Annotated in this window: 14 protein-coding genes; 7 read left to right on the top strand and 7 right to left on the bottom strand. The window is 60.8% G+C overall.

What is annotated here, in order from left to right:
- Positions 1 to 20: 20 nt before the first annotated feature.
- Positions 21 to 179 carry a DUF3096 domain-containing protein gene (locus AC07RZ_RS08270; RefSeq protein WP_092395435.1) on the top strand — a complete coding sequence of 53 codons (159 nt, stop codon included), beginning with the start codon at positions 21 to 23 and terminating at the stop codon, positions 177 to 179.
- Between the two features lie 9 nt (positions 180 to 188).
- On the opposite strand, the gene AC07RZ_RS08265 is transcribed toward AC07RZ_RS08270, so the two are convergent.
- Positions 189 to 1091 (bottom strand): LysR family transcriptional regulator, encoded by a 903-nt coding sequence (locus tag AC07RZ_RS08265; protein ID WP_494667596.1) that lies wholly within the window; start codon positions 1089 to 1091, stop codon positions 189 to 191.
- Positions 1092 to 1147: 56 nt separating this feature from the next.
- Positions 1148 to 2227: a BMP family ABC transporter substrate-binding protein gene (locus AC07RZ_RS08260; protein WP_494667595.1), complete on the bottom strand. Its 1080-nt coding sequence runs from the start codon at positions 2225 to 2227 to the stop codon at positions 1148 to 1150.
- Between the two features lie 224 nt (positions 2228 to 2451).
- On the opposite strand from AC07RZ_RS08260, the gene AC07RZ_RS08255 reads away from it, so the two are divergent.
- Positions 2452 to 3222 carry a class II glutamine amidotransferase gene (locus AC07RZ_RS08255; RefSeq protein WP_494667594.1) on the top strand — a complete coding sequence of 257 codons (771 nt, stop codon included), beginning with the start codon at positions 2452 to 2454 and terminating at the stop codon, positions 3220 to 3222.
- 1 nt (position 3223) lies between these two features.
- Here AC07RZ_RS08255 and AC07RZ_RS08250 read toward each other — a convergent pair whose 3' ends face one another.
- Positions 3224 to 3991, bottom strand: coding sequence for an exodeoxyribonuclease III (locus AC07RZ_RS08250; protein ID WP_494667593.1), 768 nt, complete (start codon positions 3989 to 3991; stop codon positions 3224 to 3226).
- Between the two features lie 221 nt (positions 3992 to 4212).
- Between AC07RZ_RS08250 and pyrE the strand changes: the two genes are divergently transcribed.
- A complete protein-coding gene (gene pyrE, locus AC07RZ_RS08245; protein WP_092395425.1) occupies positions 4213 to 4878 on the top strand; it encodes an orotate phosphoribosyltransferase in 666 nt (221 codons plus the stop codon).
- 94 nt (positions 4879 to 4972) lie between these two features.
- Positions 4973 to 5584 carry a DUF4124 domain-containing protein gene (locus AC07RZ_RS08240; RefSeq protein WP_494667592.1) on the top strand — a complete coding sequence of 204 codons (612 nt, stop codon included), beginning with the start codon at positions 4973 to 4975 and terminating at the stop codon, positions 5582 to 5584.
- A gap of 60 nt (positions 5585 to 5644) precedes the next feature.
- On the opposite strand, the gene gatB is transcribed toward AC07RZ_RS08240, so the two are convergent.
- From gatB to gatC, 4 genes are all read right to left on the bottom strand, one after another.
- On the bottom strand, positions 5645 to 7105 hold the full coding sequence (gene gatB / locus AC07RZ_RS08235) for an Asp-tRNA(Asn)/Glu-tRNA(Gln) amidotransferase subunit GatB (protein ID WP_494667591.1): 1461 nt from the start codon (positions 7103 to 7105) through the stop codon (positions 5645 to 5647).
- Positions 7106 to 7115: 10 nt separating this feature from the next.
- Positions 7116 to 7649, bottom strand: a complete 534-nt coding sequence (locus AC07RZ_RS08230; protein ID WP_144738289.1) for a hypothetical protein — start codon at positions 7647 to 7649, stop codon at positions 7116 to 7118.
- A 17-nt stretch (positions 7650 to 7666) separates the two neighbouring features.
- On the bottom strand, positions 7667 to 9133 hold the full coding sequence (gene gatA / locus AC07RZ_RS08225; RefSeq protein WP_494667590.1) for an Asp-tRNA(Asn)/Glu-tRNA(Gln) amidotransferase subunit GatA: 1467 nt from the start codon (positions 9131 to 9133) through the stop codon (positions 7667 to 7669).
- A 62-nt stretch (positions 9134 to 9195) separates the two neighbouring features.
- Positions 9196 to 9498 carry an Asp-tRNA(Asn)/Glu-tRNA(Gln) amidotransferase subunit GatC gene (gatC, locus tag AC07RZ_RS08220; protein ID WP_061541870.1) on the bottom strand — a complete coding sequence of 101 codons (303 nt, stop codon included), beginning with the start codon at positions 9496 to 9498 and terminating at the stop codon, positions 9196 to 9198.
- 246 nt (positions 9499 to 9744) lie between these two features.
- Between gatC and AC07RZ_RS08215 the strand changes: the two genes are divergently transcribed.
- The 3 genes from AC07RZ_RS08215 to mreD all read left to right on the top strand — a co-directional run bounded on the left by AC07RZ_RS08215 (position 9745) and on the right by mreD (position 12469).
- A complete protein-coding gene (locus AC07RZ_RS08215) occupies positions 9745 to 10788 on the top strand; it encodes a rod shape-determining protein (RefSeq protein ID WP_041742639.1) in 1044 nt (347 codons plus the stop codon).
- A 173-nt stretch (positions 10789 to 10961) separates the two neighbouring features.
- Complete coding sequence (mreC, locus tag AC07RZ_RS08210) at positions 10962 to 11960, top strand: rod shape-determining protein MreC (RefSeq protein WP_494667589.1); 999 nt, start codon at positions 10962 to 10964, stop codon at positions 11958 to 11960.
- Positions 11957 to 12469, top strand: a complete 513-nt coding sequence (mreD, locus tag AC07RZ_RS08205; RefSeq protein ID WP_014008092.1) for a rod shape-determining protein MreD — start codon at positions 11957 to 11959, stop codon at positions 12467 to 12469. The genes mreC and mreD overlap by 4 nt, the downstream gene beginning before the upstream one ends.
- Positions 12470 to 12477 lie beyond the last annotated feature (8 nt).

Here is a 12477-nt window from a genome sequence, read left to right as displayed (position 1 = left end):
CCATCATAAAAAGAATGCCTATGAATCTTCATCTGTCGCTCGTACCCGTGGTTTCCCTGCTCGCCGGCGTCCTGATCCTGGTCATGCCGAAACTCTTGAACTATATCGTCGCTTTCTACCTGATCGCCATCGGCCTGATTGGCTTGTTCGGCGGCGGCCATTTTCACCTGCATTTATAAGCAGGCCCATTACCCCCAGCGCGGGCTGCGATACCAGTCAGCGGCAAAATCGACAAACGCCCTGACCTTGGGCGACAGGTGCCGGTTTTGCGGATAGATTGCATACAGGTCGCGCGGTTTCAGCGTGAACCCGGGCAAGACCTGCAGCAGGTCGCCGCGCCGCAAGTCTTCATGCACGATGAATGAACTGGTGGCGGCAATGCCCAGGCCGGCCAAGGCTGCCGAGCGTAATGCAATGCCGGTGTTGGCCTGCAGGTTGCCGCGCACGCTGACTGCATGTTCGCTGCCATCGGCGGCATGGAACAGGAATTCGTTCGGTTTTTGCGCCAGCGTGTAAGTCAGGCAATTGTGCTGCGCCAGGTCGGCCGGCTGCCGCGGCACGCCGTGCCGTTTCAGGTAATCCGGCGCCGCCGCCAGCAGGATTGCGCAGGTCGCCAGGCGCTTGGCGACCAGGGTCGAGTCGGGCAGGGCGCGTGTCAGGCGCAGCGCGACGTCGAAGCCTTCCTCGATGACGTCGACCAGGCGGTCGTTGCAGACCAGGTCAACCTTGAGCTGCGGGTTGGCGAGGATGAATTGCGGCAGCCATTGCGCCAGTTCCAGGGTGCCGAACGCCATTGGCGCGTTGATCCGCAAGGTGCCGGCCGGGCGCGCCTGGTGCGCCGACACCGCCTGCGCGGCGTCATCCAGCTGGTCGAGTATCTGGCGGCTGCGCTCATAATATTCCTGGCCGGCCTCGGTCAAGGCGAAGCGGCGCGTGGTGCGGTTCAGCAGCTGCGCGCCCAGCTCCAGCTCCAGCTGGCGCACCTGGCGCGAGACGATGGTGTGCGACTGGTTGAGTTCCGCCGCGGCAGCGGTGAAGCTGCCGGTTTCGACTACGCGCCGGAATGCACGCATCGCTGCCAGTTGATCCATGCCGCTCCACCCGGAATAAAACCACAACGCTATCAGAATCGGGGCGTGCCTGCCATTTAATCCACCTTGAGCTTGCCGCTGGCGATGGCGCTGCCGGTTTCGCGCAGCTTCAGCAGCAAGGGCCGTTGGCGCAGGATTTCGCATTCAGAATAAGCAGCATCAAGGCCCAGCGCGGTCAGCGCCACTGCGCCTTCCTTCAGGCCGAAATCAAAACGCGGCGCGGCCGAACCGTTCGCCAGCAGGCCCACCGCCAGGATAATCGCGGTATCGGCATGGACTTCGACGTTGTCGAGCACCCGTCCCGGCGCCTGCATGCATTGGTTGACGCCGCTGCCGATGGCCTTGGCGCGCGATTGCGGCGTCAGCGCCTTGAAGATGCCGGGATTGCTGCCGGCGGCGGCAGCCCAGATGACATCGACGCCGTCGCCCAGCATGGTTTTGGTCAGCGCCTCGGCGCGCGGCGGATCGTTGAAGGGTTGCGCGCCTTCCACCCATAGCGGTTCATGCACCGAAATTGCCGGCCTGGCGGCCCGCGCACCGTTGGCGAAAGCCGCGCTGTTCTTTTGGCGCAATGCGGTATTGCTGGCGCCGATCAGTCCGATCTTGCCGCTGCTTGACGCCAGTGCAGCCTGCATGCCGGCCAGGTAGCTGGCTTCGGATTCCCGGAAAGTGATGCAAGTGATGTTGCTGGCGGCATTATCGATGCAATGCTCCAGGATCAGGAAGCGGGTTTGCGGCGCCTGGCGCGCGACCTTGTCCAGTATTTCCTTGAATTCGATGCCCATCACCACCACGATCCCGGCGCCTTGCTGGACCGCGTTGTCCAGCTGCTGCTGGCGGCCGGCGCGGGTCGGCTGGCTTTCCAGGGTGCTGGCTTGCAGCCGATACAGCTTGGCGGCGTTGTTGACGCCGCTGGTCCCTTGCTGCAGCAGCACGTCGTCATTGTTGGGCACCGGCCGCACATAGATGATCTTGGGCAGTTCGGCGGCGCCGCCGATAACGCTGACGCTGGCCAGCAGCAGCGCCAATGGCAGCAATAGCAGCCACCAGCGGGTGCGCGGGGATTCTGGCCCGGGAACAGGGGGGCGTGCGGCGGAGCGTGCTTCGGCACGCGGCGTTTGGCGGATCGGCGGCATTGTCTCTTCCTCTTTGTCAGGCGCCGGATCTGATGCCGGCGCTCATTTTCCAGACATATTGCTGGCAAAGCGGCCGCGGGCCATTTGAGGCAGGGCATACAAGGTATAGCGCCGAACTGATATCGCCACCATATTTAACTTTTGCTTACGGCTGCTGCGTGATACCGTTATCAGGCGACAGACAGGATCTGTCATTAGCGGCTTATCTCACTTGGTTCAGGAATATGTGTCAGTTACTTGGAATGAACTGCAATGTGCCGACCGACATTGTGTTCAGTTTTACCGGGTTCGCCACCCGCGGCGGCCAGACCGGCCATCATAGCGACGGCTGGGGCATCGCCTTCTTCGAAGGCAGCGGCGTGCGCCATTTTGTCGATTACCAGGCAGCAATTGCATCGCCGGTAGCGGAGCTGATCCGGCGCTGCCCGATCAAGTCGAAAAATGTCATCGCCCATATCCGCAAAGCTACGCAAGGCCAGGTCGCCTTGCAAAACTGCCATCCGTTTGTGCGCGAGTTATGGGGCCGCTATTGGGTGTTTGCCCACAATGGCGATCTCAAGGAATTTGCGCCGCAGCTGGACGGGCCATACCGGCCGGTCGGCAATACCGACAGCGAACTGGCTTTCTGCTACCTGCTGCAGCAGCTGCGGCGCCGTTTCGGCGATGCGCCGCCGGCGCAGGCCGAACTGACGCTCGCTGTGCGCGAACTGACGCACGAGATTGCCGCCCACGGTACTTTCAACGTGATGTTGTCGGACGGCTCAGCCCTGTACACGCATTGCTCCACCAATCTGTATTACATCGTGCGCCAGTTTCCGTTTGCCGAAGCCCACCTGTCGGACGAAGACGTCAGCGTCGACTTTTCGCAAGTGACGACGCCGCAAGACCGGGTGGCGGTGATCGTCACCGAACCGCTCACCACCAACGAAGTGTGGACCAAGTTCGGCGAGGGCGAGCTGATCGTGTTTGTCGACGGCCAGCCGGTCCAGGCTTAGGTCAGGTGTAGTCGATCGTCAGCGGCGCGTGGTCCGAGAAGCGCTCGTCCTTGTAGATGGCGACGGCATGCGCATTGGCGGCGATGCCAGGAGTGGAGATGTGGTAATCGATGCGCCAGCCGACGTTCTTGGCCCAGGCTTGGCCGCGGTTGCTCCACCAGGTGTATTGCTCGTCGCGCTGGTCGACCTGGCGAAACACGTCGACCAGGCCCACTTGCTCAAACAGGTGGGTGAGCCAGGCGCGTTCTTCCGGCAGGAAGCCGGAATTCTTCTTGTTGCCCTTCCAGTTTTTCAGGTCGCGTTCCTGGTGCGCGATATTCCAGTCGCCGCAGATGACGACTTCGCGGCCGCTTTCCCTGAGTTGCTGCAGGTGCGGCAGGAAGGCTTCCATGAAGCGGAACTTGGCGATCTGCCGTTCTTCGCTGGAGGAGCCGGACGGGCAGTACAGCGAAATCACCGTCAGGTCGCCAAAATCGCACTCCACATAACGCCCTTCGGCGTCGAATTCAGGATTGCCGAAGCCTATCCGCACAGCGTTCGGCTTGCGCTTGCTATACAGGCCGACGCCCGAATAACCCTTCTTTTCCGCGTAGTGGAAGTGGCCGACGTAGCCTTCCGGCGTCAGGAATTCCGGCGTCATGTCGGCGGCTTGCGCCTTCAGTTCCTGGACACAGATGAAATCGGCTGACTGTTTGGCCATCCATTCAAAAAAGCCTTTTCTGGCCGCTGAGCGGATGCCGTTGAGATTGGCGGAAATGATTCTTGGCATGTTTGGTCGATAAAAAGGTAATAAGAAGATGCCTAAGGATAACCGAAGGCCCGCTCTCGTGCGCGAGGCAGGTTGCAGGTTAAAAACGGTCTGCGGGCAGGCATGGTGTTTGCACTTACTGCTGTGGAAGGGATGAACTCCATTTAAAATGGCGGTCTGGTGTCGCTAATGTGCTGTAAACAGCGACAAAATTTGTCAGCCTCAACCGTCTGGAGTGCATTTTGAACAATTTACGTCAACAATTTATAGAATTTGCGGTCAAGGCTGGAGTACTGAAATTCGGCGAGTTCGTGACCAAGGCAGGGCGCACCTCACCGTATTTCTTCAATGCGGGCATGTTCAACGAGGGCGCCGCGCTGGGGCAGCTGGCGCAGTTTTATGCGCGTACCCTGATTGATTCAGGTTTGCAATTTGACATGTTGTTCGGGCCGGCCTATAAAGGGATCACGCTGGCGTCGGCGACCGCGGTGGCGCTGGCGGCGCAAGGACGCAATGTGCAGTTTGCCTATAACCGAAAGGAAGCCAAGGATCACGGCGAGGGCGGCAATATCGTCGGCGGGCCGTTGAAAGGGCGTGTGCTGATCATCGACGACGTGATTTCGGCCGGCACTTCGGTGCGTGAATCGGTAGAGATGATCCGCGCGGCCGGCGCCACGCCATGTGCGGTGGTGATCGCGCTGGACCGGATGGAGAAATCCGGCAAGGACGACGCCCTGTCGGCCAACTCCGCAGTAGAAGAAGTAACGCAAGCGTATGGCATGCCGGTGATTTCGATCGGCAACCTGAACGACTTGCTGGAATATATTTCCGGCGCTGGCGCCGACGCTGAACTGAACCGCTACCAGGCGGCAGTGGCGGCTTACCGCGAGCGTTACGGCGTAGCCTGACGACAGGCCCGTCGTCTGCGCCGGAAGGCAAATCAATGTGTAGCTGTCGTGGATGATGGGAATGAATCGGATTGCTCTAACTTTTTTGCGGAGTTTGTTTTTCAGCGCGGCAGGGCTGCTGCCGCTGCTTGCGCACGGCCAGATTTATACCTGCAAGGATGCGGCGGGCCGCACCATCACCGGCGACCATCCGATGCCGGAATGCTCCAACAGCAAGGTGCTGGAGCTGAGCAAGGCCGGCGTGGTCAAGCGCGAAATCCCGGCGCCGCTGACAGCCGAGCAAAAGCGCCAGCAGCAGGCGCTGGACGACAAGCGCCGCATTGAGCAAGCGGCGGAAGAACAGCGGCGCCAGCAGGACCGCGCGCTGCTGTCGCGTTATCGCAGCGAAGCCGACATCGAAGCTTCGCGCCGCTACTACCTGTCGCTGTCGCAAGACCTGATCAAACGCGACCAGGTAGCCATCGACGACGCCCAGAACCAGCTGAAAGCCGCCAATACCGAAGCCGAGTTCTACAAGCACCGGAAAACCTTGCCAGCCTCGTTGCGCAGCAAGATCGACGACGCCAACCGCGACATCGCCTACAACCAGAAAAACATGGCGGACCACCAGGCTGAGCTGGGCCGCATCAACGGCAAGTTCGACGAAACGCTGAAACACTACAGGGAATTGATTGGTGCGATGCCGGAGGCGCAGGTGTCGCGCTAGGCAAGACGGAAGATGGTCAAGCCATAGCGGCTGGCGATAAGAGCGCCAGCCGCTATTTTTTTAAGCAGTCAGTTTCTGCTTCAGCAGCTCGGTCAGCTGCGCAGGATTGGCTTTGCCCTTGGTGGCTTTCATGGCTTGGCCGATCAGGGCGTTGAATGCTTTTTCCTTGCCGGCGCGGAATTCCTCGACCGACTTGGCGTTCGCCGCCAAAACTTCATCGATGATTTTTTCCAGCGCGCCGCTATCGGAAATCTGTTTCAGTCCCTTGCTTTCGATAATCTCGTCGGCCAGGTTCTCCTGCGCGGACCGGGCGTCCCACATGGCGCTGAACACTTCCTTGGCGATCTTGTTGGAGATCGTGCCGTCGGCGATGCGCTGCAGCAGCACTGCCAGCTGGACCGCACTGACAGGCGCGTCGGCAACCTCGACGTTTTCCCGGTTCAGTGCCGAAGACAGGTCGCCCATCAGCCAGTTGGCAGCGGGTTTGGCTTGTTCCTTGCCGGCTTTCACGGTAACCGCTTCGAAGTAGCCGGCCATCGCTTTCGATTGGGTCAGCACCGCGGCGTCGTATTCCGACAGGCCGAAATCGCGCACGAAACGCTCGCGCATCGCGCCCGGCAGTTCCGGCATGGTGGCGCGCACGCGCTCAACCCATTCCGCGCCGATCACCAGCGGCGGCAGGTCGGGATCCGGGAAGTAGCGGTAATCCTGGGAATCTTCCTTGCTGCGCATCGAGCGCGTTTCCTTCTTGTCCGGATCGTAGAGGCGGGTTTCCTGCACCACCTTGCCGCCGTCTTCGATCACTTCGATCTGGCGCCGCACTTCGTAGTTGATGGCCTCTTCCAGGAAGCGGAAGGAGTTCAGGTTCTTGATTTCGCTGCGGGTGCCGTAGGCAGCCTGGCCGACCGGGCGCACCGAGACGTTGGCGTCGCAGCGGAACGAGCCCTCCTGCATGTTGCCGTCGCAAATCCCCAGCCACATCACCAGCGAGTGCAAAGCCTTGGCGTAGGCCACCGCTTCGGCGGCGCTGCGCATGTCCGGTTCGGTGACGATTTCCAGCAGCGGGGTGCCGGCGCGGTTGAGGTCGATGCCGCTCATGCCCTGGTAATCTTCATGCAGCGATTTGCCGGCGTCTTCTTCCAGGTGGGCGCGTGTCAGCTGCACGGTCCTGAGTTCGCTTTTGCCGTCTTTTTCCAGCACGAAGGAAACCTTGCCGCCCTGGACCACCGGGATTTCAAACTGGCTTATCTGGTAGCCCTTCGGCAGGTCGGGATAGAAATAGTTTTTGCGCGCAAAGATCGACTGCGGCGCAATCGTCGCGTTTACCGCCAGTCCGAACTGGATCGCGCGCTCCACCGCGCCGCGGTTGAGCACCGGCAGCACGCCGGGCAGCGCCAGGTCGACCGGGCTGGCCTGGGTGTTGGGAGCTGCGCCGAACTGGGTCGACGAGCCGCTGAAGATTTTTGATTTGGTCGAGAGCTGCGTATGCGTTTCCAGACCGATCACGACTTCCCACTGCATAATGATTTCCTTATTTATCTTGGTAACTGCATTCGCCGGTTTTCAAGTCCACCGACAGTTCCGTAAAATTTGCTCTTGAGCCGCACAGCGCCGGGCAGCTTGGTATCACGTGCAGCCGGTCGCCGTCGCGCTGCAGGCGGATGCTGCAATTCATGCCGTGATCGTAAAAATCGTAGCCGCGCTGGCGGCGTGCGGCGGCCGCATCTTTCAAGGTGATGCGCCAGTTGTCCTTGCCGCCATCCTGCCGGACTTCGGCCTGCGGCTCGTCGCCGGTGTCGATGCTGCATTCGAAACCGTGGGTCGGCCGGTACAGCGCGGATTCCCAGCGCAATGCTTCGATGCGGTCGCCGTCCAGCTTGAATTCACCGGTGTCGCCGTAGATCACTTTTTCACCATCCGTTTCGCGCGTCAGGTTGCAGCCGAATTTGGTCTGCAATTGCTGCGCCTGGATTACCGGAGCCAACAACGCGGCGCCCAAGGCGAACAATGCCGATGCCGCCAGCCTGGCGCGGCGATTCCGGGAAAAAAGCAAGATCGATGGCATCACTGGGAAATTGCTCTTTACTCAGGGCTGCGCACATGCCAGTCGGTCACGCGCTGGTACTGGTGCGCGACGTTGAGCAGCCTGGCTTCCTCGTAATAATTGCCGATGATCTGCAGCCCGACCGGGCGCCGCGCATTTTTCTCGCCCTGGCCGAAACCGCAAGGTATCGACATGCCGGGCAGGCCGGCCAGGCTGGTCGACAGCGTATAGATGTCGGCCAGGTAATTGGCGACCGGATCGTCCGCCTTGGCGCCCAGGTCCCAGGCCACGGTCGGCGAGACCGGCCCCATGATGACGTCGCACTGGCGGTTCGGGCCGGTCAGCGCGTTCTGGAAATCCTGGGCGATCAGGCGCCGGATCTTTTGCGCCTGCAGGTAGTAGGCGTCGTAATAACCGTGCGACAGCACATAGGCGCCGACCAGGATGCGGCGCTTCACTTCTTCGCCGAAACCTTCTGCGCGCGACTTCTTGTACATGTCGGCCAGGTCCTTGTAATCGGCGGCGCGGTGGCCGTAGCGGACGCCGTCGAAGCGGCTCAGGTTGGACGATGCTTCGGCCGGTGCGATCACGTAGTAGACCGGGATCGACAGCTCGGTTTTCGGCAGCGATATGTCGACCAGCGTGGCGCCCAGCTTTTCATATTCCTGCAGCGCCGCGCGCACCGCCTGTTCGACATCGGCCGACAGGCCGCTGCTGAAATATTCGCGCGGAATACCGATGCGCAAGCCCTTCAGGTCTTGCTCCAGGCCGGCGCTGAAGTCTTCCTTCTTGCGTTCCAGGCTGGTCGAATCGCGCGCATCGAAACCGGTCATGGCGTTCAGCAGCAAGGCGCAGTCTTCCGCGGTTTGCGCTATCGGGCCGGCCTGGTCCAGCGACGACGCGAAGGCGATCATGCCGAAGCGCGAGACGCTGCCGTAAGTCGGCTTGATGCCGGTGACGCCGCACAGCGAGGCCGGCTGGCGGATCGAACCGCCGGTATCGGTGGCGGTGGCGGCGGGCGTCAGGCGCGCCGCAACGGCCGCGGCCGAGCCGCCGGATGAGCCGCCAGGGATCGCGGTCTTGTCCCAAGGATTCTTGACCGGGCCGAAGTGCGAATTTTCATTGGACGACCCCATGGCGAATTCATCGCAGTTCAGTTTGCCCAGGGTCACCATGCCGGCGTTGCTGAAATGTTCCACCACGGTGGCGTCGAACGGGCTGATGTAGTTTTCCAGCATTTTCGAACCGGCGGTGGCGCGCCAGCCGCGCGTCACGAAAATATCCTTGTGGGCGATCGGCACGCCGGTCAGCGGCGTGCTGTCGTTTTGCGCCAGGCGCGAGTCGGCGGCGCGCGCCTGTTGCAGCGTCAGCTCCTGGTCGACGTGCAGGAACGCATTCAGGTCGCTGTGCTGGATCCTGGCCAGGTACAGCTGCGCCAGTTCCTCGGCCGAGATCTTCTTTTCGTGCAGCAGCACCGACAGTTGCTTGAGTGTTTTGGTATGCATGAGTACTTTTAAATATGAGCTTTGCGGGATATCCAAGGCTTGCACATGGCGCAAGCTTCGATTTATTCGATGACCTTCGGCACCAGGTACAGGCCGTCTTCGGTTGCCGGCGCCACTTTCTGGTAATCCTCGCGATGGTTCGATTCGGTCACCACGTCGTCGCGCAAGCGCAGCGACAAATCCTGCTGCAGCGCTGCAATCGGGTGGCTCAGCGGCTCGATGCCGGTGGTGTCTACCGCGCGCATCTGCTCGACCAGCGAGAAAATGCCGTTCAGTTTGTCGAGTGTGGAAGCGGCCTGGTCTTCGGTGAGTTCGAGGCGTGCCAGGTTGGCAATGCGCTTAACGTCGGAAAGGGCTAATGACATGATTTTCGTTTTTCGAGCGCGCACTTAGGCGCATATGATTAAAATGGAAATACTTTGCTTGCCGATAACTTCTCAGATTTTTGTAAATAGCAAGCATTTTGAGCGCTATACGCCCTAATTTGAGTCAAATTATAAGGTAGAATGTTGCGTCCATGCGGCAGGTAATCGATCTTTACCATGCGCCGGATACTAGACACCCCCCTAAAAAACGTTTGAGCGCATCATTGTTGCGCATTGGAACAATTCATGTTTGGATTTTTACGCAGTTACTTTTCGAATGACCTGGCGATTGATCTGGGTACCGCGAATACGCTGATTTATGTACGCGACCAAGGTATTGTCCTCGATGAACCGTCGGTTGTTGCAATTCGCCAGCAGGGCGGGCCAAACGGCAAGAAAACAATCCAGGCCGTCGGGCGGGAAGCAAAACAGATGCTGGGCAAGGTTCCCGGCAATATCGAAGCAATCCGGCCGATGAAAGACGGCGTGATCGCCGACTTTACCGTCACCGAGCAGATGCTCAAGCAATTCATCCGCATGGTGCATGACACCAAGCTGTTCAAACCGTCGCCGCGCATCATCATCTGCGTGCCTTGCGGCTCGACCCAGGTCGAGCGCCGCGCGATCCGCGAATCGGCGCTGGGCGCCGGCGCATCCCAGGTGTTCCTGATCGAAGAGCCGATGGCGGCGGCAATCGGCGCCGGCCTGCCGGTATCGGACGCTACCGGTTCGATGGTAGTCGACATCGGCGGCGGCACTACCGAAGTCGGCATCATCTCGCTGGGCGGCATGGTCTACAAGGGCTCGGTCCGCGTCGGCGGCGACAAGTTCGACGAAGCCATCGTCAATTACATCCGCCGCAACTACGGCATGCTGATCGGCGAACAGACCGCCGAAGCGATCAAGAAGGAAATCGGCTCCGCCTTCCCGGGTTCGGAAGTGCGCGAAATGGAAGTCAAGGGACGCAACCTGTCGGAAGGCATCCCGCGTTCGTTCACCATCTCCAGCAATGAAATCCTGGAAGCCCTGACCGACCCGCTCAACAACATCGTTTCCGCCGTCAAGAACGCGCTGGAACAGACCCCGCCGGAACTGGGCGCGGACATCGCCGAGAAGGGCATGATGCTGACCGGCGGCGGCGCCTTGCTGCGCGACCTGGACCGCCTGCTGATGGAAGAAACGGGTTTGCCGGTAATCGTGGCCGAAGACCCGCTGACCTGCGTGGTGCGCGGCTCTGGCATGGCGCTGGAGCGGATGGACAAGCTGGGCTCGATCTTTTCCTACGAGTAATCCAGGCTGATGCGACGCTTGTCCAGCCTCTCCAGCGTGCTCTTGAGGTCGGGCAGCGGCAACCGGGTCGGTGCATTGATGCATGCGACCCGCTTTCGTATCTACGGCATGAACATGCGCATGAACGTGTTTGTACCGCCAGCCATTGACCAAACCGAACCTGTCCATTACTGATGGAATACAGTCCACCACCCCTCTTCAAGCAAGGCGCTTCGGCCCGCGCCAAGGCGGTGATATGCACGCTGCTGGCGCTGGCCCTGCTGATTGCCGATTCGCGTATCCACGCCTTGCTGCTGCTGCGCCAGGCAGTCGGCACCGCGCTTTATCCCTTGCAGATGGTGGCCCTGATGCCGCGCGACGCGGCCAACCGGGTGGTCGATTATTTTTCTTCGCTGTCGACGGTGGAAAAAGAAAACCAGGCCTTGCGCAGCCAGCAAGGCGAACGCGCCCAGCAATTGCAGCAGGCGCAGCAGCTGGCCGCTGAAAATGCCCAGCTGCGCAAACTGCTCGGGGTCGAACAGCGGCTGTCCGTGAAATCGGTGATGAGCGAAATCCTGTACGACGCGCGCGACCAGTTTGCCCGCAAGGTGATCATGGACCGCGGCTCCCAGCATGGCGTCGCTACCGGCCAGCCGGTGATCGACGACGCCGGCATCGTCGGCCAGGTGACGCGCGTATTTCCGTTTACTTCCGAAGTAACGCTGCTGACCGACAAGGACCAGGCGATCCCGGTGCAGGTGTTGCGCAACGGCTTGCGCAGCGTGGCTTACGGGCGCGGCCAGTCGGGTTACCTGGATTTGCGTTTCATGTCTTCCAACGCCGATATCCAGAAGGGCGACCTGCTGGTGACTTCCGGCATCGACGGCGTCTATCCGGCCGGCCTGTCGGTAGCCAAGGTGGTGCAGGTCGAAACCAAGTCGGCCGACGCCTTTGCGCATATCGTCTGCGAACCGGTGGCCGGCATCGACCGCCATACCCAGCTGCTGATCCTGCTGGTTGATCCCAATCCCGTAGCGCGCCCGGATGATGAAGCTGCGATCCCTAACAGCAAGGCCGACATACTGAGCAAGCGCCGGCTGACCGAAAGCACGCGCGACAAGACCAGGGAAGCGGCGAAAGAAAGCAATGCCGAAGCCGCGCGTAAGAATCCGCAAGGAGCCGGCGTCCGATGATGCGTCCACATTACATCCTGTTGCCGGCCAATCCGCTGTTCATCGCGATGACGCTGCTGCTGGCATTCCTGCTTAACCTGCTGCCCTGGGGCCAGTGGCCCGGCGTGCCGGATTTCGTGGCGCTGGTGCTGGTGTTCTGGAGCATCCACCAGCCGCGCAAGATCGGCATCGGCATCGCCTTTTGCATGGGCTTGCTGATGGATGTGCACGAAGCTACCCTGCTCGGCCAGAATGCGCTGGCGTACACGCTGCTGTCTTACTTTGCCATCATGATCCATCGCCGCGTGCTGTGGTTCTCGGTCAGCGTGCAGGCGCTGCATGTTCTGCCCCTGATGCTGCTGACGCAGCTGATACAGCTGGTGATACGGATGTCCGTCAGCGGCAAGTTTCCGGGCTGGCTGTATTTTGCCGAGAGTTTCGTCTGCGTGGCGCTATGGCCTGTCGTGGTGTGGCTGCTGCTGGCGCCGCAACGGCGTGCGGTCGACCGCGACGATAACCGTCCAATCTAGCCGCATTC

The organism is Collimonas sp. GW821-FHT07E08 (assembly GCF_059418905.1).
Note: the sequence above shows the minus strand (reverse complement) of the source record. Positions and strands in the feature narration are given on the sequence as shown.

Coding starts and splice junctions, on each gene's coding strand:
- gatC (WP_061541870.1), bottom strand. CDS start 9,498: ATGTCATTAGCCCTTTCCGACGTTAAGCGCATTGCCAACCTGGCACGC.
- AC07RZ_RS08250 (WP_494667593.1), bottom strand. CDS start 3,991: ATGCCAAGAATCATTTCCGCCAATCTCAACGGCATCCGCTCAGCGGCC.
- AC07RZ_RS08215 (WP_041742639.1), top strand. CDS start 9,745: ATGTTTGGATTTTTACGCAGTTACTTTTCGAATGACCTGGCGATTGAT.
- AC07RZ_RS08260 (WP_494667595.1), bottom strand. CDS start 2,227: ATGCCGCCGATCCGCCAAACGCCGCGTGCCGAAGCACGCTCCGCCGCA.
- mreD (WP_014008092.1), top strand. CDS start 11,957: ATGATGCGTCCACATTACATCCTGTTGCCGGCCAATCCGCTGTTCATC.
- AC07RZ_RS08255 (WP_494667594.1), top strand. CDS start 2,452: ATGTGTCAGTTACTTGGAATGAACTGCAATGTGCCGACCGACATTGTG.
- AC07RZ_RS08230 (WP_144738289.1), bottom strand. CDS start 7,649: ATGCCATCGATCTTGCTTTTTTCCCGGAATCGCCGCGCCAGGCTGGCG.
- AC07RZ_RS08265 (WP_494667596.1), bottom strand. CDS start 1,091: ATGGATCAACTGGCAGCGATGCGTGCATTCCGGCGCGTAGTCGAAACC.
- gatA (WP_494667590.1), bottom strand. CDS start 9,133: ATGCATACCAAAACACTCAAGCAACTGTCGGTGCTGCTGCACGAAAAG.
- gatB (WP_494667591.1), bottom strand. CDS start 7,105: ATGCAGTGGGAAGTCGTGATCGGTCTGGAAACGCATACGCAGCTCTCG.
- AC07RZ_RS08270 (WP_092395435.1), top strand. CDS start 21: ATGAATCTTCATCTGTCGCTCGTACCCGTGGTTTCCCTGCTCGCCGGC.
- mreC (WP_494667589.1), top strand. CDS start 10,962: ATGGAATACAGTCCACCACCCCTCTTCAAGCAAGGCGCTTCGGCCCGC.